The sequence below is a fragment of the Mycobacterium sp. pUA109 genome, from assembly GCF_041287095.1.
GTDB lineage: Bacteria > Actinomycetota > Actinomycetes > Mycobacteriales > Mycobacteriaceae > Mycobacterium.
Genome location: NZ_JBGGKS010000038.1, coordinates 1 through 19770, shown reverse-complemented (window position 1 = coordinate 19770; position 19770 = coordinate 1). Strand labels below are relative to the sequence as shown.

Here is a 19770-nt window from a genome sequence, read left to right as displayed (position 1 = left end):
ACCCCCCGCGAAAACCGCCGACCAGCCTAATACGATCGCGATCGCCGCCAGCGCCAGCCCCGCGCCGATCACCGCGCACTCCCGGGCCGGCGCAGTGGAACTCGGCCCAGCGCCAGCAAGATGCCGTGCAACACGCTGAACGGGGAAGCCGGAGCTCCCGGTACCCACACGTCCACCGGCACTACCTCGGAGACCCCGACACCGCCGGTGTACCCGCGCCCGATCAGTCCGCCACTGATCGCGTCGGTGCCGACCGCCACCACCACGGTCGGCGTCGGCATGGCGTCGAGTGTGCGGCGCAGCGGTTCCACCATTCCGGTCGCCCCAATTCCGGTGACGAGCAAAATGTCGGCGTGGCGCGGGCTGGCGGTGAAAAAGATTCCCAACCGGTGCAGATCGTAGACGGGGTTCGTCAACGCCTGGATTTCCCACTCGTCGCTACCATCGGAGCCGGTGTCGATGTGCCGCAAGTGCACAGAACGGCGCAGTCGCTGCACCCGGTGGGCCAGGCTGGTCTTCAACTCGGTCAGCGCCTGCTCGTTCTCCTCGACATCGCCGACCACTAGTGCCGAGTGGCTCAGGGCGGCATTACCCGATCCGGTGTCCCAGGAAAACCACTCGGGTGCCGCTGCCACGCAACGTCCGCACAGGATGCAGCGTCCGCGGTCGAGGGTCAGTCGCGGGGTCACGGTGATCGCCTCGGTCGGGCAAGCCCCGGCGGCCACCTCGACAGCGGCGGGTAACACCGCCTCGCGGCGGTGGTCTACCACCCGCACGGCCGCCGCGAACTCGTCAAAGTAGTTGTCGCCACGTTTGGGCCACCGGCTGGTGACGACACCATCACGCAATCCTCGGAAAATCCACGCCATCTACATCGCCACCCCGGCGTAGCACAGCCCGAAACTGGCTTCGATGAAGGGAAAATCGGTGAATACGTCGCCGTTGAACACGTCGTGGAACAGCAGCATGTTGTGCAGCGAGGGTGACCGACCGAAGCACCGTCCGATGACGCCGTCGCGCACTTCCAATCCGTAGAGCACCTCGCCTTGGGGAGCCTCCGCCCAGCCCAGCGCGTAACCGTCGGGGACCGTCGCCTGCGCAGCCAGTTCGACATCGCTGGTGACGGTCAGCAGTTCACACACCTGCCGGATCAGCGCGACCGCGACATCGAACTCGATCCACCGCACGCGTAGCCGGGCTAGCGCGTCACCGTGCTCATCGACCGCGATGCCGACCGTGGACAGCTCCGAATATGCGTCATAGCCGCGCCGACGTGCATCGTTGTCACAGCCGGAACCGCGGCCCACCGGCCCCAGCGCCCCATGTGAGGTCGCCAGCGCCGGATCCAGACGCCCGGTGCCGCGCAACCGATCCAGAAACGACGCGTCCACCATCAGCGCCGCTTTGTCCCGGTGAATCCGGCGCGCAATGCCATCCAACTGGTCCGACACCGTGGCCGGTGCCAACCGCGGTTCGGCGGTCACCCCGCCGAACCGGATCACCGATCGGCCGAATCGATTACCACACAGTGCGGATACCAACCGCATCACCGATTCTTTATGCCAGCCAAACCGGGCGGTCGGCACGGCCAGTCCCGCCGCGTCGCACAACCGCATCACCACGTCAAGGTGGTTGGCGATGCGTTCCAGCTCGGCATACATCACCCGCACCAACCGCGCCCGACGCGGCGGAGTCACGTCGGCGAGCGCCTCAGCGGCATGCGCAAAGGCCAGCGCGTGCGCAACAGAGGCGATGCCTTCTACGCGTTCGGCGACCAAGATCCCGTCGGCTATCGACAACGTCTCGAACCGCTTAGCGATACCACGGTGTTTATAGTGCGGTCGGATGTTCAGGTGCGGAATGTCTTCGCCTGGTGTCTCAACAAGGAACTCGATCGATTCGAACACCCCAGAACGCACCGGCCCCAGCGGCAAAGTGAAAACACCGCCGCCCCCCACATCAACCGGTCCGTGCCGATCGGTGGCGCTGGAATGGATGTGGCGGTCCAATGTGGCTCGCTCGATCGCTCCGGGGCGCGGTGACGGCTGGCCAGGTTCTCGGGGCAATAACAGCGGCTCGAGCCTGGGATGCCCGACCGGTACGACGCCAGACAGGTCGTGGAGTGCCCGCTCATACCAGAATGCGGCTGGTACATCGGGTGTCAGCGACTGGTACGACATTTCACCGCCATCCGGTGTCAACCGGGTCCGAAGACACCTGACCACTGACCCGCCGACCAGCAACGCGTGCAGTTGGGCGGTATCGCCGCGGTGACTGCTATAGAGTCCGGCGAACCTGTCGCCGGCGACCACGCGCGCGACAATCTGAGCACGCCAGCGTTGCGGCGGCATGTCGATGACGGTGGTCATCTCCGCGGCGGTCACCGGGCACCTGCCGCAAGTTGACCGGCGGCGTGGTTGAGCAGGTCCACCAGGTCGGACGGCGGCGCCAACCCCAACAACAGCAGAACCAGGACCCCAGCAACCACGGGAATCACCATCCACCGGTTCGGCTCGCCCCGGACCGAATTCGTCACCGAGCCTGGGCTGGGGCGAAAAAGGATTCGCGTTGTCGCCAATCCGAGACCCAGAAACGCCAGCGTCACCAGACAGACCAGCGCGGCTGCGGCGCCGTTGCGGGTGTCGGCGAAGCCCCCGGCCACGATCTGAAACTCGCTGCGGAACAACCCGAACGGAGGCATCGCCGACAACGCCAAGACGGCAACCAAAAACAGCGGTCCCGACCAGGGCAACGCCGTCAGGCCGTCAGCCATCCGGGTGAGTTCCTTGGTCCCGAATTTGCGTACCAGCACACCGGCGCCCATGAACGCGTTGCCTTTCGCGGCGGCGTGGGCCAGCACATGCAGCAACACGCCCGATAAGGCGATGGGAGCACCGAAGCTGACACCGATGGCCAAGATGCCCATGTGCTCCACACTGGAATAGGCCAACATCCGTTTGATGTCGTGCTGCTCAAGCAGGTATAACGCCGCAAGTAGCAACGAGAGGATCCCGAAGACCAAGAGTACCACCTGCGGGAACCGAGGACCGAGCGTTACGACGCTGATCTGGTAGTACCTCAGGATCGCGTAGAAGCTGACCGCCAGCAACGATCCCGACAGCAGCGCCGACACCGGAGTGGGGGCCTCGGCGTGCGCGTCGGGCAGCCAGGTGTGCACCGGAAACAGGCCGACCTTGGTGCCAAAACCCACTACCGCCAAAACGAACGCCAACCGCACCGGGGTTTGCGGCAATTCGCCGCCGGAACCGATCAACGGATCGAACGCCAAATCGTAGGACTGGCCCAGCACCTGGGAACCCGCGTAATACATGAAGATGGTGGCCAGCAACGCGATCCCCAACCCGGACGAGGCGATCAGCACGTACTTCCAAGCGGCCTCGGTGGCGCCCTCGGTGTTGTCTAGGGCGACCAGCAGGGCGGAGACCACCGTGGTGATCTCCACCGCAATCCACAGCAGCGCCAGACCGTTGACCAGCGGCGCGCAGATCATCGACCAGGCGAACACGTTGAGCCCCAAATAAAATCGAGTGCTGTGGCGCGCGAATAATGCCTGCTGCTCAGCGCTTTCTGAGCGCACCGCCCGTTCTTCGTCGGCCAGGTAACCGATGGAGTAGACCCCCACGGCCGCATACAAGAAACAGGTGCCCAATAAGAAGATCACCGACAGCGCGTCGGCGCGCAGATATCGCAGTGCGGTCACCGTGTGATCCGCGGTACCGGTGACTAGCACCGCGGCGAACACGAAACTCGCCACGCCGGTGAATGCGGTCGCTATCGCGGCAGCACGGTGGGGGGCAGGGACGCACACCAGGGTACTCACCAGCGGCAGGCCGACCAGCAACACCATCAGCACCGACATCGATTACCCCCTGAGCCGATCGAGGGTGGCGGTGGACAGCGAGCGGGTTCGGCGGTGGTGGGTGCGCATCAGCACCCCAAACACCACCACGGCCACCAGCAAGTCGAACAAAAACGCGACCTCTAAGATAAGCGGCATCCCGGCCGCTACCACCAAACTAGCCACCGACACCCCGTTCTCCAGGGAGAAGAACCCGATCGCCTGACTGACCACATCGCGGCGGACAATCATCAGGATGAACGCGACCAGCACCACCGCCACCGACAGGCTCAACGCGGCGGTCGGCAATACATCGGAATGAATCCCAAGCACGCCGACGGCGAAGAAACCGAACGCCGCGACCGCAATCGAGATCAGCACCTCATTAGCCACCCCGAGTGCACCGCTGCCGGCGATCTCCTCGTTAGCTTCCCGCAGCAGCGCCAAAATCAGCAGCGGCACCACGATCACTTTGAGGAGCAACGAAAGCACGGCCAGCGCATACAGTTCGGGCACATCATGACCGAATGCGACCACCGCCGCGAGCACGCTGACGGCCAGCGACTGTCCCGCGTACAGGCGAACCTGCCCGCGCAGCAGCGCCGCCCGCAGCATGCCGAACTCCAGCAGCAGCACGATGAGCGCGACGGTGTTCGCGACACCGTCGAAGACGCTGGGAACGCCCTGGCTGGCCGCCGACACCATCAGCCGCCCCCCAGGTAGAGAGTGAACACCGCCAAGACAGCAAGCAATAACGCCGCAGAAACGAATTCGGTAATCTTGAACAGTCGCAGCTTCGCGTAGCTGTTGTCCAGAATCGCAACGGCACAACCCAACAGTGCGGCTTTGCCCAAGATGGCGGGAATGGCGAACGCCACGGCTGTCACCGACCTGTCCGACGCCAAGCCCCACGGTGCAACGAACGCGTTCAGGAAAATGATGTAGAGCACCAATTGTTTAGCGGCCGCGCCCCAGTGCAGCAAAGCCAGATCAGGGCCGGAATACTCGAATGTCCGCCCAGTTTCGATCATCCCGAACTCGATCGTGCCGGTGTGGGTTTCGACGGGGATGCGTGCCGTCTCGTAGATAATCACCATGAACAGTGCTGCCGAGGCCAGCAGGTGCGCGGGCCGGACGATTTGATCTGGGCCGCTGCGGACCGTCGCCCCTATGACATAAGGCAGATCGGTCGTGGTGATCAGCGCCACCGTGAAAAACACCAGCAGCATCACCGGTTCGGTGATCGCAGCGAAAGTCTTGGCTCGACTGGAGGCCAACTGAGCGTAGCTGTCGCCGGTCTCCGCCGCCGCGGCCGCGACCAGGAAGCTAGCAAATGCTAGAACGAGCCCGCCGCCAAGGATGTCGCCCATATATCCCAGCGGCAACGGGTAACTGGTAAGCACCGGGATCAACATCGGCACGGTCAGATAACACGCAAACGCCACAACCGGCGCGGCGCGGAATATCGGCCCGGCACCGCCCGGAGCCAGCGTTTCTTTGCCGAACAGTTTCATCAGGTCGAAATAGGGCTGCAGAATCCGTGGACCGCGACGCCCCTGCAGCCGCGCCTCAAACCAGGCGATGAATCCGCTCACCCCCGGCGCACCCCCGGCCACGGTGACCACCTGCAAGCACTGGATCACCGGCATCGGCAGGCTCGTCATGAGCGGGCCGGGTTAGGCGAGAGAACGACACGCGCCACCTGCGACTCCCTTACTCGCAGGAACCATCAGCCGTGTGGCGGTTCGGAAGTCACTCTTCCTGGCGGGATCCATCGCCGGTGTCAGTTAACCAACGGCAATTCCGTTTGGTCAAGCCGAACACGCGGCATCGGCCGCCGCACAGCTGCTGAGCCGGTGAAACCCTAGCGCCGCCAAATTGACGACCACCATATTGTTGTCGATCGGATCGCCGTTTTTGCCCAGACCGTCCACCACGGCGCTATACCCGTCGCCTTGCAACAGGGCTTGGTGGCGGTGGTGGAAGTGCCCGTGCCATAGCCGCCCGGGGCGCACCGTGTCGACGACCGCTCGGAGTCGGATTCGGTGTTCGTCGGACTGTTCGAGCTCGTAACTGGGAAAGCCGAACCGGTCGCGCGCCGCACCGGGAACGGTGATGCCTGCGGGGCAGTCATGGCAGAACATCACGTCGGCGCGACCTTGAGCCATGACGGCGCGCGCCTGCTCTGGTGTGAGGGATTCCTGCGCCCACCAGGATCTTCCCGGGATACGCAGAAATCGGTCGATGGAGTACGCGCCCCCCACGGCCAGGCACCGAGTCGTGCCCCAGCGCCAGCGAAATCCACGCGGCAGGTGCACGATCCGCTCGCGTAGGTGGCGCAGACCGTCATCGCCGACAGGCCACCCTAGGAGCCGGTCGAAGTTCTCGTGGTTCCCGTCAACAAATCCCAAGGTCAGGCCGTGCCGGTGTAAGGCCTCATCGAGTGAATCCAGGTACTTGTCGGTGAAGTTGTATCCGAAGTCGCCGAGCTGGATGAGCACATCCGCATCCCGCTTGGCCGCATGCTCAATCGCTGCGACGCCATACCAGGTGTCGGCGTGCCAGTCTCCGGCGATCGCAACGCGCGCCGGCACATCGAGGAAGGTGGCTACGGCAGCTACAGCAGGAAGCGCCAGATGCTGCAACAGTGCAGGGGCGGAGCGTACTTCAACCATGATTGACTCCTGGGTCCGAGCGACGACCGCGCGCATTCGACCTACGCCGTATCGCCGGCTAACTCAATTCCCAGGGACCGTTGACAATCCTTCGATTGCGTACTGGCGGGCCCCTCCGCCCTGTTGGCTTCGAGGCTACCGTCGCTTCCGCGGCCGGTCAATCACCACTTCACCGCTGCACTCCTGGCTACCGGCCGAACTGACCCGCTAAGCTGGCGACGGGCGATGGATCTCCGCCGGGGTGCGTACCCGAACCGCCGAGTTGGCTGATGGTTCCTGCCCGAATCGGGTGCGAGGAGTTCCGTCGTGGCAGTAGTTGTCGGATATGACCGCCATCCGGCCAGCCGGGCGGCACTGATGTTCGCGGGCGACCTCGCTGGCGCATTGAATGTGTCGGTGCACGTGGTCCACGCCCTCGATCTCTCGGACAGTCCGATCGCGGGTGCAACAAAGACCGAGAACAGCGTTGAAACCAGGCAAAAACACGCTGGGGACATCCTTGACGCCGCCGGTGTGCCGTGGACGTTCCACGTGCTCGATCGCGATCCGCCGACGGCCTTGCTGGCGATCGCCGACGAGTGGGCGGCGTCGATGATCGTGATCGGGCGCCCCGAGCACGGCGTCGGTGCCGCGCTAGGGCATGTTCTCACCGGCGCTACTGCTAGGAGCCTATTGCGACGCAGCCGCCGTCCGGTTGTGATCGTGCCCGGAATCGAGGAGCCCTAGATGGCATCGGTGACGCGCGTTTATCTGGCCCGGCATGGGCGTACCGCCCTCAACGCCAACGGACAATTGCGCGGGCTCAGCGACCCGCCCCTCGATGAGGTCGGCGTCGCCGAGGTAGCGCGGTTGGCCGACGAACTCGCCCCCCGCCATCCCACGGTGGTGATCTGCAGCCCGCTGCAGCGGGCCGTCGCGACCGCCCAGGCGATCGCCGCCGCCGCTGGCGTCGCGGTCCGCGTCGACGGGCGGCTCAACGATCGGGACTACGGTCCGCAGACCGGCTTGCTGCGCAACGATGTGGAACGCCGCTACGGCAGCGTCGATGCGGCACCCGGCGTGGAATCACCCACCGTGCTGGCTGACCGTGCCCGACAAGCGTTTTTCGAACTGGTAGACGAACTCGGGCCCGGGCCCGTCGTCATGGTGTCGCACGATGCATTTAACCAGGCTCTGCTCAAACAGCTCGATCCGTCGCTGAACCAGGTCACCCAGCGAACGGCATGCTGGAATCAACTCAGTCTGGTCGAGGGCAGATGGCGGGTGGATTCCTACAACCAGATCGCGGGCTGAGGTTCAGTGGCGCCGATCTCGGCGGTGCCAGTAGGTCATCAGCACGTCTTCCGCGCGGTGGTACTGCAACGCATCCACCCACAATCGGTGGATCACCGGCTCGTCGCGGCCGCGGCGTCGCCGCTGGCCGCCCGGGGTGGCCACGTAACCACCCACGCCCGCTTCGGCGAGCATCGTGAGCACGGGTCCCACGTCCTCGACCTCGAGATCGGCCAGCTCCGCCCAGGCGCTAGCCCAGACTCCGTTGTCGGTGCCACCGGGCGGGAACCAGAACATGCTGGCGAACCGCGTCAGGTCACCGATCGGGCGCAGCGGCGAACTCACAACAACCCCCACAGTAGGTTCCTGGCCATGTGCACTCCCTGGTAGATATCCAGGGACCGTCGGCGCCTCCGCGGTTGTTGGCGGGCCCCACCGCCACTATTCCAGTGTGGCGCGCGCCTAACGAGTTGCCAAACAAATCCTTGCGTGATCTTGAACGTCGTGTAGCATTCCGATCAGGCGATGAGGCTCGCCACAACCGCCACACCTGGCTAATAGCTTCTACCGGATGACTGACTGACGGCAGAGGCAGGTGATAAGGCAGTGGCGTCCCATCTGAATCGTAAGCGCTTTAGCTTTCTCGCAAAAGCTCTTCTGCCACTGCCTCTTTGCGAGATGCAGCCTTCCAAGCTCGCGGCTCGGAGCCCGCCGCCATAGCTGAGCACCACCTATGGCCGGCGCCGTATCAGCCTTGCGCGGGCTATGACGTTCCGTCGACCAGGCGACCTAATAATTGGGGTCCGCTGTAGTCCACGCTATGCGGGCCAGCTTGACGCACGACGTACACCACTTGCCTTTGACAGCAATTCTCGAGGAGAGAACTCTCATGTCTTTTGTCACCACGCAGCCCGAAGTACTGACCGCGGCGGCCGGCAGCTTGAGCGGGATCGGCGCGTCGATGAGCGCCCAGAATGCCGCCGCAGCCGCCCCCACCACCGGAGTAATCCCCGCCGCGGCCGATACGGTGTCGGCACTGACGGCAGCACAGTTCGCCGCCCATGCGCTGATGTATCAGGAGATCGCCGCCCAGGCGACGGCGATTCACCAGCTGTTCGTCGAAACCCTGGGTACCAGCGCAGCCTCCTACGCCGCCACCGAAGCCGCCAACGCCGTCGCAGCCAGCTGAGGGCCAAGGTTCAATGGTGGATTTTGGTGCATTACCACCGGAAATTAACTCGGCCCGAATGTATTCGGGCCCGGGAGCAGGTCCGATAGTGGCAGCCGCGGCGGCCTGGGATGCGTTGGCCGCCGAACTGTCAACGGTCGCCCAAGGGTACGGTTCGATCCTTTCGGAGCTCACCGCCGAAGGCTGGTTGGGGCCGGCTGCGTTGTCGATGGCCAGAACAGCGGCGCCGTACGTGAGTTGGTTGCATACCACGGCCGCGCAAGCCGAGCAGACTGCGGCCCAGGCCATGGCTGCCGCGGCGGCGTACGAACTGGCATTCGCGATGACAGTGCCGCCACCGGTGATTGCCGCCAACCGCAGCCTGTTGATGGCGTTGATCGCGACCAACTTCTTCGGGCAAAACGCTCCGGCGATCGCGGCCACCGAAACCCACTACGCGGAGATGTGGCTCCAGGACGCGACCGCCATGTACGGATACGCCGGTGCCTCGGCGGCCGCGAGCCAACTGTCGCCGTTCAGCGAGCCGCCGCACACCAGCAACCCGGGTGGGCTTGCCGCTCAGTCGGTCGCGGTCGCCCAAGCGGCCGGCAACGCGTCCCCGACACAGCCGACGTCGCTGCTGCACACGTTGTCCATGGCTCCGGCCACGCTCCAGCAACTGGCCGCCCCAAGCGCCCCCACCGCGCCGACCTCGTCTCCGACGTTGCTGGACATCCTGGAGCGTGTCCCCAACGAGGTGAATACGGTCCTGTCGTTCACCAACGCCGCGACATCCGGGCGCGGCATCTCGATCCTGAACGCACGACTGGCGTTTCAGGCCGCCCAGGAGGCGAACACGGCCCCCGCACTCGGCGAACGCCTGGTGTCGACCGGTTCGGTGAGATTCGGTGGGTCGGTGCCGTCGGCGGTGTCGGCCGGCATGGGTCGCGCCACCCTGATCGGGTCTCTTTCGGCACCGCCGAACTGGGCCACCGCCGCGCCGGAGATCCGGCCCATGGCACTGACCCTGCCAACCCCTGGGACTGCCACCCCGGCGGTCACGGCGGATCTGCCGCCGGTGCCCGGGAGCGCGTTCAGCCAGTCGGTCCTGGGGACGCTATCCCGGCAGGGATATGACGCTCCGCGCGCCAAGAGCAAACCGCTGATCGTGCGGTCACCGGCCGCCGGATAACCAACCCGAACTAGATCATCGTCGCCAATTGAGAAGGGTATTAAGCATGGATTTCGCTGCACTTCCCCCCGAGATCAACTCGGCGCGGATGTATACCGGTCCGGGGTCAGGTCCGATGCTGGCGGCCGCGGCGGCCTGGGATCAACTTGCCACTGAACTGCATTCATCTGCGGCCGCTTACGGCTCGGTGATCGCCGGGCTGACGACCGACGGCTGGCAAGGTCCGTCATCGTCGGTGATGGCGAACGCGATCGCGCCCTACGTAGCGTGGATGCACAACACCGCCGCCCACGCCGAACAGACCGGCGCCCAAGCCAAGACCGCCGCAAGCGCCTACCAGACGGCGTTCGCGATGATGGTGCCGCCACCGGCGATCGCGGCCAACCGTACCCAGTTGACGGCGCTGGTTGCCAGCAACTTCTTCGGACAGAACAGCCCGGCGATCGCGGTCACCGAAGCCCAATACGAGGAGATGTGGGCGCAGGACGTCGCCGCAATGTACGGCTACGCCACATCGTCATCGACCGCGTCGAGGCTGACGCCCTTCACCAATCCGCCACAAACCGCCAATCCGGCCGGGCTGGCCGCGCAAACCACCGCGGCTGCCCAGTCCGCGGGCAGCCCGACGCAGCTGCTCACACAGCTCCCCGCGGCGATGCAGCAGCTTGCCGCGCCAGCTGCAGCCGCCCCCACGGCTGCCGATCCCCCGTCACTGCTGACGTACCTGCTGCAAATCCCGTCGATCACCAGCGCCGCCGCATCGAGCACCAGTTCATCGTTCTCCGGTGCATCGATCTACACCACCAATCACGCGGTCGCGGTCAACGCGATGCGCGACGAGGCGCAGGGGATCGGCCCGTTCTTGGTCGGGGCACCTGCCTCAGTGGCACCCGCGGCCGGCGTCGCCGCCCCGGCCGCCTCGGCGTCGGTGGGCCGCGCCAGCTTGGTCGGCACCATGTCCGTACCGCAAACCTGGGCGGCCACGGCCACCCCGGCAGCGAGTTCCGCTGCAATACCCGCGCCGCCGACGAGCAGTGCTGCGGTGGCTCCGGCTGCGCTGCAAACCATGCCCGGCCAAGGAATATTCGGCGAAGCCCTGCTGGGTACGCTGGCCGGACGCGGTGTCAGCAACGTTGCTGCGAAACTGCGCCGACCCAGCGTGATACCGCGCTCGCCAGCTGCTGGCTGACGTGACCGATGATCTCGGCGTAACATCGGACACAGGCGATGGAGCTCGCCTTAACTGCCACACCGGCTGATGGCTTCTACGACGTGAGCGGCTCACGGTAGAAGGCAGGTGATCGGCACATGGCGTCATTCACGAGCATTCTGTTCCCCCACGGCACCACGGTCGACGAGATCGGAATGCCCGACTGCTTTGCCGATCTGTACCTGGACCAAGTGATCGCCACCGTGACCACCGGCCACACCGACAATGGCCTGGAACAGTTCTTCTATGCGCCACAGCACGATGTGTCCACGGTCAACTACCGCCATGAGGTGTTCCGCGACCTCGAGCGTGACGAGGTACGCCGGGCGATCGAGAACTTTGTCGCCGGCATGCGCACCATGCGACAACGTCTGCACCAGTCCGCGCACCTGTGGCACCCGCTGCAACAGCAAGGCTGGTTCATCTACGCCGTCGAAGCGTATTGCAGCGCACTGAAAATGTTGCGCGAGGATCTCGCCCAGACCAAGCACGCATCACGTGGTCTACGGGACTTCGTCACACACGTGTGCGGCTACGTCGACAGCGACACGTTCCAGACGCTGGTAGCCGACACCCAAAACGTTCAGGCCGAGCTGCACACGGTGCGCTACGCGGTGCACATTCAGGGCCTGCACGTCCACGTGGAGAAGTACGACGACCAACCCGATTACAGCGCACAGGTCGCCGCGACGTTCCAGCGGTTTGTCACCGAAACAGCCAAAAACTATCGAGTACGCCTGCCGGACTTCCCGGACATGGATCATGTCGAAGAACAGGTCACCGAATGCGTTGCCAAGCTGTATCCACAGGTTTTTGCCCTGCTCAAAGCGTTCAGCACCGACAACGCACATTTTGTGGAACCCATCATTGACCGGTTCGACCGCGAAATCCACTTCTATTTGTCCTATCTCACGTTCATGCGTCTGTTCACCGCCGCGGGCGCGAAGTTCAGCTACCCCGATGTCACCAACGAACCCGGCGTGGTGTGCGCTAACGAGGCGTTCGACCTGGCCCTCGCGATCAAGTCACTCCGCGAGGACAAACCCGTCATCCGCAATGGTTTCCGACTCTCAGGAACGGAACGCATATTTGTCATCACCGGTCCGAACCAGGGTGGCAAGACGACATTCGCGCGAACCATCGGGCAATGCGCGTATCTGGCGGCCCTGGGTTGCCCGGTGCCGGCAACCCAGGCCGCGTTCACCTTGCCGGACGCGATCTATACCCACTTCGAGCGGCAGGAATCCTTGGCGACACTCCACGGCAAACTCGATGACGAGCTGGTGCGGATCCACGACATCCTGTCGCGCGCCACCGCCACGAGCCTCATCGTCATGAACGAGAGCTTTGCGTCCACCACCGCGGATGACGCGCTGCAGATCGGCACCGAGGTCCTGGAACGCATGATCCGGTTGCGCTGTGTGGCCGTCTACGTGACCTTCCTGGACGAACTCGCCAACTTCGACTCGACGTGCGTCAGCATGGTCGGTGAGGTCGCACCGGAGGATCCAACTCGGCGAACGTTCAAGTTCAGCCAGCGGCCCGCTGACGGCCTGGCCTACGCCGCGGCACTCGCAGGCAAATACGGGCTCACCCACGATGGCTTAGTGCGGAGGATCACCCAATGAAAGTCCGGCTGTTAGATCCCGACCGTGATGTCAACCTGGAGCCGCGGCTGCCGTGGCATCTGGCTGACCTAATCGAGGATGACCTTGAGCTGCGACGACTCTACAGAGCCATGGCGAACGACGACGCGTTCCTGCTCGATGTCGCCCAAAAGGTGGTCCCGCTGACCGTCACCGACCCCGAGGTGATCACCTACCGTCAGCAGGTGCTTGCTGACTGTCTGGCCAATCGCACAGTCGTACAAGAGATGTACGACATCGCGTTCGACGGAGCCGAAGTGCGTCGCAAGGTATTCCTCGGTGGCCTGGCTTACCGCGATCCGCAAGCAATCCTGCGTCGCTCGGTCCGGATGCTGGAATACCTGCGCGACAACCTAAAACAGTTGCGCAGCCTCGCCGACCAGCACGGTGACCGATTCCGCTCCGCAGGGTTCGGGCAGTTGCCGGCGATGGTGCGCGATCAGCTCGCCGACGACTACCTGCATCAGCTGGATGAGCAACTGTCCGAATTGCAGCTGCCCCGCGGTGTGCTGCTTTCCGCCCAGCTGGGATTGGGCAACAAAGGCCAACGGCATGCGCTGCATCAGCCGCCGCGGCGCAGCTGGTGGGACAAGCTGACCAGCGGCCACGACGGCTACGGGTTCACGCTCGATGAGCGTGATGAGACCGGCGCTCAGGCGCTGGCCGAGCTTGCCGGACGCGCCCTTAACGACGTCGCCAACATCGTCACCCAATCCGCAGACCACGTACAGGGGTTTTTCGAACGTTTGCGCACCGAGTTGGCGTTCTACCTTGGGTGCTCAAACCTGCATGAACGGCTCACCGACTCCGGTGTCCCGACCTGCTTTCCGGTCCCAATCCCGGCTGGGCACCCAAGGTTCGCATGTCGGGGCCTGCGCGACGTGGGGCTGTGTCTGGCCACCGACAACGAAGTCACCGGCAACGACGTCGACGCCGACGGCATGTCGCTGATCATGGTCACTGGCGCCAACGAAGGTGGGAAGTCGACGTTTCTGCGCAGTGTCGGCGCCGCACAGGTGATGATGCAGACCGGAATGTTCGTCGCAGCGGAAGCGTTTAGCGCCGATGTCCGCGACGCGGTTTTCACCCATTTCAAGCGGGAGGAAGACACCAGTATGGCGCACGGCAAGCTCGACGAGGAAATGGCCCGGATGAGTGAGATCACCGACTTCGTCGGGTCCGGATCATTGCTGTTGTGTAACGAATCCTTCGCCTCCACCAACGAACGCGAAGGGTCACAGATCGCTCGGGACGTCGTGCGCGCCATGGTGGAATGCGGTATCAAAGTCGTCTTTGTCACCCACCTATACGACCTCGCCCACCGTATGTACAGCCGACAGGACCCCGCCAGCTTGTTCCTGCGTGCCGAGCGTCGCCCCGACGGGGTGCGCACCTTCCGGTTGCGCCCTGGGGAACCCAAACCCACCAGCCACGGCGAGGACTCGTTCCGGCGGGTCTTCGGAATCAGCGCCGATAAGGACATGCCGCACGCCGAACTATCCGGGTCTGCACACACCAACGGCTTCCGAAAGATGTCCAACACGCCCCCGCCTCGGCGCCCAAAGATCGGGGCCCACACCAACGAATCACGTGACGCGGGTTAGACCCTCACGGCGCACGTGGCCCCCAATCTGAATCCAACCGTCGGGCCTCCACCACGTACGGATGACCGAGCCCTTCCCCTGAGTAACGGTCAGGTCACGACCCAGATACTCTGTGATACGTACTGCCGCAGCGCCGGTGGCCTCGTCCTCGTCCACACCAAGTTCCGGAGCGAACGAACGAGAGCGTATGTGGCCCTCGGACTTGTTAACCCACGCCCACAGGTAGTGCGGGAAGTCGTCGAAGTACTCATCGGGATTGGCCTCAAGTACGTCCTGAGGGGTATCAAGATCATGAATAACGAATTCAGGAGTCCATTCAACGAACACGCTGACAACCGAAAGCTCGCCCACGTAATCCACTTCGACGATTCCGGCTGGAAGATCCAAGGCGTGAACCGGCATCCCACGTGCGCGCAGCCACCACGCAGCTCCCACAGCGGGATGCCCGGCGAACGGCAGCTCGACCGCAGGCGTGAAAATATGCGCTCTCGCCGTGAAGGAACCCGGCTTCGGAGGGTCAATGAAAATTGTTTCGCTGAAGCCTAGTTGAGCGGCGAGCCGTTGTCTGCTCTGCGCTGTGGCCGAACTGGACTCGACCACCCCGAGCGCATTTCCAAACTTTCTATCAACGTCTGTGAATACCCGTAGCACCGTCACGTCCATCGTCATCGCGTCCACCTCCTCTTCACTATGCCCCGTCCCGTGCAGGCAACCGCACAGCCGCGTAACCAAATGCCACCAGCACGGTCATCACCAACAGCAGCAGTCCAACTGTGTAATCGATGCCGCACGGGTCGTACGTCGCACCCATTATCAGCGGTGGGAAAAACCCACCTAATCCCCCGGCAGCGGAAACAATTCCGGTCATCGACCCGAGCGACGTGGCACGAGCCCGCCGCGGCACCCAGGCAAATACTCCCCCGGTGCCGACACCGAAAAAGACGGCCAACGTCAGGAATGTGGCCCCGGACCACAGGTCGGGAGGCGGCTCACAGATCGCGACGCACGACAGCACGGCGATTCCCCCCAATGATGCCAGCACCACGTATTTTGGCTGGAGACGGTCCGAAGCCGCACCGCCGAGCGGCCGGGCGAGCACCGCGGCCAACGCGAACCCAGCCGTGCGAGTGCCGGCGTCAACCGTGGAGGACCCGTAGATGTTCTTAATGTAAACGGGTAAGTAGTTGCTAAATGCCATGAATGCACCGAACACCACGGCGTACAGAAACGACATCTCCCATGTCACAGGCAACTTAATGGTGGTGACCAGTTTGCGCAGCCCTGACTCGGAGTCGACAACGAAGTAGGGACCGTTGCGCATGAAGACGCTACACAGCACGGCGTTGGCGACCAACGAAACGGCAATGAAGGTGTGCGTAGTGAGCAGCCCGAACCGCTGGACAAGCCGGGGCGTAAAGAACGCCGACAGCGCAACGCCGGCCATCCCCATGCCGAATATGCCAGTCGCGAAGCCGCGATGAAGTGGCTCGTACCAGCTGTTGGCGAATGGAATGCCGACGGCGAAGATCGTCCCGGCGATGCCTAGCAAGAAGCCGCACATCAGCAGCCACGCATAGGAACCCGCGGTTGCGGCGGCGCCGACCCCCACCACGGGCAAGATTGACACCACCGAGACGACAGTGAACATGATGCGCCCACCGACCCGGTCGGTGCGTGACCCGATGGCGACCCGGCCAAGCGAGCCGACCAGGATCGGCGCAGCGACTAGCAGTGACGTCTCGGCACTCGAGAGCGACAGACGGCCGGCATACATCGGCGCCAGCGGCCCAATCATGTTCCAGGCCCAAAAGTTGATGGTTGACACCCACGTGGCCAGCATTAAGTTGGCCGTCTGACGACGGCTGGCCTTCAGACGTGAGGAGCGTTGTTGGGCAGGCACATGCATCGCGGCACGCATCATCGTTCGCTCCCGAGTGCAGCAAACACGACATCCAGCGGTTGGCCCGCCGATCTGCAGGATCTTCCCAGGGCCATGACGAATACAGCGATACTCACGGTCAGCTCCTACCCTCTCGGCGGACATCGAGAATCCATGGGTAGAAGCCATCAGCGCCGCTGGGGTCGGCCAGATCAACCGGGCAAAGGCGCGGTAGCGAGCTTCATCGCTATTACATTTAGGGCCGACTGTACACGCCTATCAGGGTGGAAAACACCCGAATGTACTTGTCTGACGATCGCGTTGATCGGGGCATGGCTCCAGAGCCATTGTCGAGGGTTCCGGCATCCTGGTCCTCACTACTGTTCCTACACCGGACAGGCGAAAACCGCTCCGCTGGCGACCCATCTGAACCAGGATCAGGTGCGTATGATGAGCGGGAGTCAAGGAAACCAGCCGGTGTCAACAACCAGCGGCTACAAAGGCGGAGGGGGCGGGGAACTGCTTACCATGTCAGCTGTGTCCTCGCGTGTCGGCTCCAGTCACATCCCGCGCAGTTACTGCGGCGACGGTTTCCTGAACACAAGCTAAGTGTTGATAAAGGAGTCACCAACATGCAGTTCGATGTGACCATCGAAATTTCGAAAGGACAGCGCAATAAATACCAGATCGACCATGACACCGGCCGCATCCGCCTCGACCGCTACCTATACACTTCGATGGGTTACCCGGCAGACTACGGATTTATCGAAGACAGTCTCGGGGAGGACGGCGACCCGCTCGACGCGCTTGTGTTGCTGCCCGAACCAGTATTTCCGGGAGTCATCGTCACCGCGCGGCCTGTAGGGATGTATCAGATGACCGATGAGGCCGGCGGTGACGACAAAGTGCTATGCGTGCCGGCGACCGACCCCCGGTGGGACAACATCACCGACATCGGCGACGTCGCACCACATGAGCTGGAGGCCATCAAGCACTTCTTTGTCCACTACAAAGAGCTGGAACCGGGCAAGTACGTTACGGGAGGCGATTGGGCGAATCGCGAAGCAGCAGAGGCCGAGGTACGGCGATCCCTCGAGCGATTCTGCGCCCATGGTCACTGACCGACTGTGGCAGACAGCGACGTTCATCGCCGTGCTGTAGCGCCGGTGAGCACGCCTGGCTACAAGGACCGCGGGTCAGCTGCGTAGCGTCACTCTCGGGTGAGCCGGCGGTGCAACACGCGGTGCGAGTGAACGGCTTCGGCACCTAGCCGAGCGATCTTGTTCTGCTCGTAGCCGGCGAAATTTCCCTCAAACCAATACCACTGCGCGGCATCGTTGTCGGTGCCTTCCCAGGCCAGGATGTGGGTGGCGATCCGGTCGAGGAACCAGCGGTCGTGCGCGGTGACCACCACGCAGCCGGGAAATTCACCGATCGCGTTCTCCAGCGATGCGAGAGTTTCGGTGTCGAGATCGTTGGTCGGCTCGTCCAACAGCAACACGTTGCCCCCCAGTTTCAGAGTGAGCGCGAGGTTGAGCCGGTTGCGTTCCCCCCCGGAGAACAGCCGAGCCGGTTTCTGCTGATCGGCACCCTTGAATCCGAAGGCAGCCAGATACGCACGCGACGGTACTTCCACCGCGCCGATGTGCAGCACGTCCTGACCGTCGGAAACGACCTGCCAGGCCGTACCGTCGGGGTCGATGTTGGCGCGGTTCTGATCCACGTAGGCGATCCGTACGCTGTCGCCGATTCTAATCGCTCCCTTATCGGGTTCCTCGTTACCGGTGAGCATCTGAAACAGGGTCGTTTTTCCGACCCCATTAGGTCCGATGATGCCCACGATTCCGTTGCGCGGCAGCGAGAACGACAGATCTCTAAACAGTTCTCGATCGCCGAATGCCTTGCTCAGATGTTCGCTCTTGATTACCAGACCGCCCAGTCGCGGCCCCGGCGGGATATGGATCTCATCGAAGTCGAGGCGACGGGTTCGCGCCGCGGCCGCCGCCATCTCCTCGTAACGGCGCAGTCGGGCACCGGTTTTGGCTTGACGGGCCTTGGCCCCGGAACGCACCCATTCCAGTTCCCGCTGCAGGTGGCGTAACTGCTTGGCGTCCTTGCGGCCTTCGACCCGTAGCCGCGCGGCCTTGGTATCGAGATAGGTGGTGTAGTTGCCCTGATACGGGTAGGCGTGTCCGCGGTCGAGCTCGAGGATCCATTGTGCGACGTTGTCCAAGAAATACCGGTCGTGGGTGACCGCGACAACGGTGCCCGGGTAGCCGGCTAGGTGCTGTTCCAGCCACTGCACGCTCTCGGCGTCGAGATGGTTGGTTGGCTCATCCAGTAACAGCAGATCGGGCCGCTGCAAAAGCAACCGGCACAGCGCAACCCGGCGCCGTTCGCCGCCGGACAGGCCCGATGCCTCCGCATTGGGTGGCGGGCAGCGCAACGCATCCATGGCCTGCTCGATACGCGCGTCCAGATCCCAGGCGCCGCGCTGCTCCAACTGCTCAAGCAGCGAACCCATCTCGGCCATCAGATCGTCGTTGTAGTGGTCGGCCAGCTGCTCGGTGATCTCGTCATAGCGGGTCTGCAGCGCCTCGATGTCGGCGATGCCCTCACGCACATTGTCGCGCACAGTCTTGAGGTCGTTCAGCACCGGTTCCTGTGGGAGCAGCCCAACGGTGCTGTCGGATGCGGGTCGCGCATCCCCGTTGGACAGCACCTCCAGCCCTGCCATCAGGCGCAGCAGGGTCGATTTCCCTGCGCCGTTGGGGCCGACAATGCCGATCTTGGCGCCCGGCGAAAACGACAACGTGACGTCGTCGAGGATCACCTTCTCGCCCTGTACAACGCGGGCCCGGTTCAGCTGGTAGATCCACTGCACGCCAACCACCTCCACCGGTCTTCCGCCATCTCGTCGTCCCCGTCATCCGAAATAGGGAGGTGCAAACAGCCTGGCTAGCCTTTCGCCGCGCCGGCGACCTCGCCGGTGTGGTTTCTGTGGATGCCCTCCAGATCATCCAAGATCGCGGCCTGGGCATCCTTGGGCAGGGTGTGCAGGATCTCGCGGACCCGGGCCCGGCGCCGGGCGATCCCTTTGCGCTCCGGCATCCCCGGCGAGGTCGTCAGCTGCGGGGGCACGCCCACGATCTCTTCGACACCGCCGTGGTGCTGACCGGCATCCACCATGGCCTGCTCCTCGGCCATGGTGGCCTGGTCCTTTTCCTCCGACATCCCGATCGGCCCGATCCGGCGCCCGTTGAGG

General features: G+C 63.8%; 18 protein-coding genes, 2 pseudogenes and 4 riboswitches. Of the genes and pseudogenes, 8 read left to right on the top strand and 12 right to left on the bottom strand.

Annotated elements, in window-relative coordinates; all coding sequences use genetic code 11:
* Nucleotides 1-68 precede the first annotated feature (68 nt).
* The 7 genes and pseudogenes from ACAG26_RS27070 to ACAG26_RS27040 form a co-directional block, all read right to left on the bottom strand.
* Nucleotides 69-869, bottom strand: a complete 801-nt coding sequence (locus ACAG26_RS27070; RefSeq protein WP_370486165.1) for a ferredoxin — start codon at nt 867-869, stop codon at nt 69-71.
* Entirely contained in the window at nt 870-1799 is a 930-nt protein-coding gene (locus tag ACAG26_RS27065) for a hypothetical protein (RefSeq protein ID WP_370486176.1), read from the bottom strand.
* 267 nt (nt 1800-2066) lie between these two features.
* Nucleotides 2067-2351, bottom strand: a pseudogene (locus ACAG26_RS27060) (NADH-quinone oxidoreductase subunit C); the annotation flags it as partial.
* 29 nt (nt 2352-2380) lie between these two features.
* A complete protein-coding gene (locus ACAG26_RS27055) occupies nt 2381-3880 on the bottom strand; it encodes a proton-conducting transporter membrane subunit (protein ID WP_370486164.1) in 1500 nt (499 codons plus the stop codon).
* Between the two features lie 3 nt (nt 3881-3883).
* Nucleotides 3884-4564 carry a hydrogenase gene (locus ACAG26_RS27050; RefSeq protein ID WP_370486163.1) on the bottom strand — a complete coding sequence of 227 codons (681 nt, stop codon included), beginning with the start codon at nt 4562-4564 and terminating at the stop codon, nt 3884-3886.
* Nucleotides 4564-5523: a respiratory chain complex I subunit 1 family protein gene (locus ACAG26_RS27045; protein WP_370486162.1), complete on the bottom strand. Its 960-nt coding sequence runs from the start codon at nt 5521-5523 to the stop codon at nt 4564-4566. Before ACAG26_RS27045 ends, ACAG26_RS27050 begins: the two co-directional genes overlap by 1 nt.
* A gap of 49 nt (nt 5524-5572) precedes the next feature.
* Nucleotides 5573-5647: riboswitch (Fluoride riboswitch) on the bottom strand.
* Nucleotides 5648-5670: 23 nt separating this feature from the next.
* Nucleotides 5671-6534 carry a metallophosphatase gene (locus ACAG26_RS27040; protein ID WP_370486161.1) on the bottom strand — a complete coding sequence of 288 codons (864 nt, stop codon included), beginning with the start codon at nt 6532-6534 and terminating at the stop codon, nt 5671-5673.
* A gap of 212 nt (nt 6535-6746) precedes the next feature.
* Nucleotides 6747-6820, top strand: a riboswitch (Fluoride riboswitch).
* 20 nt (nt 6821-6840) lie between these two features.
* Between ACAG26_RS27040 and ACAG26_RS27035 the strand changes: the two genes are divergently transcribed.
* Together ACAG26_RS27035 and ACAG26_RS27030 are read left to right on the top strand one after the other, a co-directional pair.
* Nucleotides 6841-7260, top strand: coding sequence for a universal stress protein (locus tag ACAG26_RS27035; protein WP_370486160.1), 420 nt, complete (start codon nt 6841-6843; stop codon nt 7258-7260).
* Entirely contained in the window at nt 7261-7827 is a 567-nt protein-coding gene (locus ACAG26_RS27030; protein WP_370486159.1) for a histidine phosphatase family protein, read from the top strand. It begins immediately after the preceding gene.
* Between the two features lie 3 nt (nt 7828-7830).
* On the opposite strand, the gene ACAG26_RS27025 is transcribed toward ACAG26_RS27030, so the two are convergent.
* A complete protein-coding gene (locus tag ACAG26_RS27025; protein WP_370486158.1) occupies nt 7831-8151 on the bottom strand; it encodes a hypothetical protein in 321 nt (106 codons plus the stop codon).
* Between the two features lie 167 nt (nt 8152-8318).
* A riboswitch (Fluoride riboswitch) is annotated at nt 8319-8380 on the top strand.
* Between the two features lie 315 nt (nt 8381-8695).
* On the opposite strand from ACAG26_RS27025, the gene ACAG26_RS27020 reads away from it, so the two are divergent.
* From ACAG26_RS27020 to ACAG26_RS27000, 5 genes are all read left to right on the top strand, one after another.
* Nucleotides 8696-8995 carry a PE family protein gene (locus ACAG26_RS27020; protein WP_370486157.1) on the top strand — a complete coding sequence of 100 codons (300 nt, stop codon included), beginning with the start codon at nt 8696-8698 and terminating at the stop codon, nt 8993-8995.
* 88 nt (nt 8996-9083) lie between these two features.
* On the top strand, nt 9084-10166 hold the full coding sequence (locus ACAG26_RS27015; RefSeq protein WP_370486156.1) for a PPE family protein: 1083 nt from the start codon (nt 9084-9086) through the stop codon (nt 10164-10166).
* A gap of 46 nt (nt 10167-10212) precedes the next feature.
* Nucleotides 10213-11355, top strand: a complete 1143-nt coding sequence (locus tag ACAG26_RS27010) for a PPE family protein (protein ID WP_370486155.1) — start codon at nt 10213-10215, stop codon at nt 11353-11355.
* Between the two features lie 25 nt (nt 11356-11380).
* A riboswitch (Fluoride riboswitch) is annotated at nt 11381-11441 on the top strand.
* 33 nt (nt 11442-11474) lie between these two features.
* Nucleotides 11475-13004: a DNA mismatch repair protein MutS gene (locus tag ACAG26_RS27005; protein ID WP_370486154.1), complete on the top strand. Its 1530-nt coding sequence runs from the start codon at nt 11475-11477 to the stop codon at nt 13002-13004.
* Nucleotides 13001-14626, top strand: coding sequence for a DNA mismatch repair protein (locus tag ACAG26_RS27000; RefSeq protein ID WP_370486153.1), 1626 nt, complete (start codon nt 13001-13003; stop codon nt 14624-14626). Before ACAG26_RS27005 ends, ACAG26_RS27000 begins: the two co-directional genes overlap by 4 nt.
* Here the strand turns inward: ACAG26_RS27000 and ACAG26_RS26995 are convergent.
* Nucleotides 14609-15295, bottom strand: coding sequence for a PhzF family phenazine biosynthesis protein (locus ACAG26_RS26995; RefSeq protein WP_370486152.1), 687 nt, complete (start codon nt 15293-15295; stop codon nt 14609-14611). The two genes, ACAG26_RS27000 and ACAG26_RS26995, sit on opposite strands and share 18 nt — an antisense overlap.
* A 19-nt stretch (nt 15296-15314) precedes the next feature.
* Nucleotides 15315-16532, bottom strand: coding sequence for a nitrate/nitrite transporter (locus ACAG26_RS26990; protein ID WP_370486175.1), 1218 nt, complete (start codon nt 16530-16532; stop codon nt 15315-15317).
* 605 nt (nt 16533-17137) lie between these two features.
* Here ACAG26_RS26990 and ACAG26_RS26985 point away from each other — a divergent pair.
* Nucleotides 17138-17626 (top strand): inorganic diphosphatase, encoded by a 489-nt coding sequence (locus ACAG26_RS26985; RefSeq protein ID WP_370486151.1) that lies wholly within the window; start codon nt 17138-17140, stop codon nt 17624-17626.
* A gap of 89 nt (nt 17627-17715) precedes the next feature.
* Here the strand turns inward: ACAG26_RS26985 and ettA are convergent, their stop codons facing one another.
* Entirely contained in the window at nt 17716-19398 is a 1683-nt protein-coding gene (gene ettA / locus ACAG26_RS26980; protein WP_370486174.1) for an energy-dependent translational throttle protein EttA, read from the bottom strand.
* Between the two features lie 65 nt (nt 19399-19463).
* Nucleotides 19464-19770: pseudogene (locus ACAG26_RS26975) on the bottom strand (ABC transporter ATP-binding protein); the annotation flags it as partial.

Coding starts and splice junctions, on each gene's coding strand:
- ACAG26_RS27070 (WP_370486165.1), bottom strand. CDS start 869: ATGGCGTGGATTTTCCGAGGATTGCGTGATGGTGTCGTCACCAGCCGG.
- ACAG26_RS27055 (WP_370486164.1), bottom strand. CDS start 3,880: ATGTCGGTGCTGATGGTGTTGCTGGTCGGCCTGCCGCTGGTGAGTACC.
- ACAG26_RS27050 (WP_370486163.1), bottom strand. CDS start 4,564: ATGGTGTCGGCGGCCAGCCAGGGCGTTCCCAGCGTCTTCGACGGTGTC.
- ACAG26_RS27045 (WP_370486162.1), bottom strand. CDS start 5,523: ATGACGAGCCTGCCGATGCCGGTGATCCAGTGCTTGCAGGTGGTCACC.
- ACAG26_RS27040 (WP_370486161.1), bottom strand. CDS start 6,534: ATGGTTGAAGTACGCTCCGCCCCTGCACTGTTGCAGCATCTGGCGCTT.
- ACAG26_RS27030 (WP_370486159.1), top strand. CDS start 7,261: ATGGCATCGGTGACGCGCGTTTATCTGGCCCGGCATGGGCGTACCGCC.
- ACAG26_RS27020 (WP_370486157.1), top strand. CDS start 8,696: ATGTCTTTTGTCACCACGCAGCCCGAAGTACTGACCGCGGCGGCCGGC.
- ACAG26_RS27010 (WP_370486155.1), top strand. CDS start 10,213: ATGGATTTCGCTGCACTTCCCCCCGAGATCAACTCGGCGCGGATGTAT.
- ACAG26_RS27005 (WP_370486154.1), top strand. CDS start 11,475: ATGGCGTCATTCACGAGCATTCTGTTCCCCCACGGCACCACGGTCGAC.
- ACAG26_RS27000 (WP_370486153.1), top strand. CDS start 13,001: ATGAAAGTCCGGCTGTTAGATCCCGACCGTGATGTCAACCTGGAGCCG.
- ACAG26_RS26995 (WP_370486152.1), bottom strand. CDS start 15,295: ATGACGATGGACGTGACGGTGCTACGGGTATTCACAGACGTTGATAGA.
- ACAG26_RS26990 (WP_370486175.1), bottom strand. CDS start 16,532: ATGCATGTGCCTGCCCAACAACGCTCCTCACGTCTGAAGGCCAGCCGT.
- ACAG26_RS26985 (WP_370486151.1), top strand. CDS start 17,138: ATGCAGTTCGATGTGACCATCGAAATTTCGAAAGGACAGCGCAATAAA.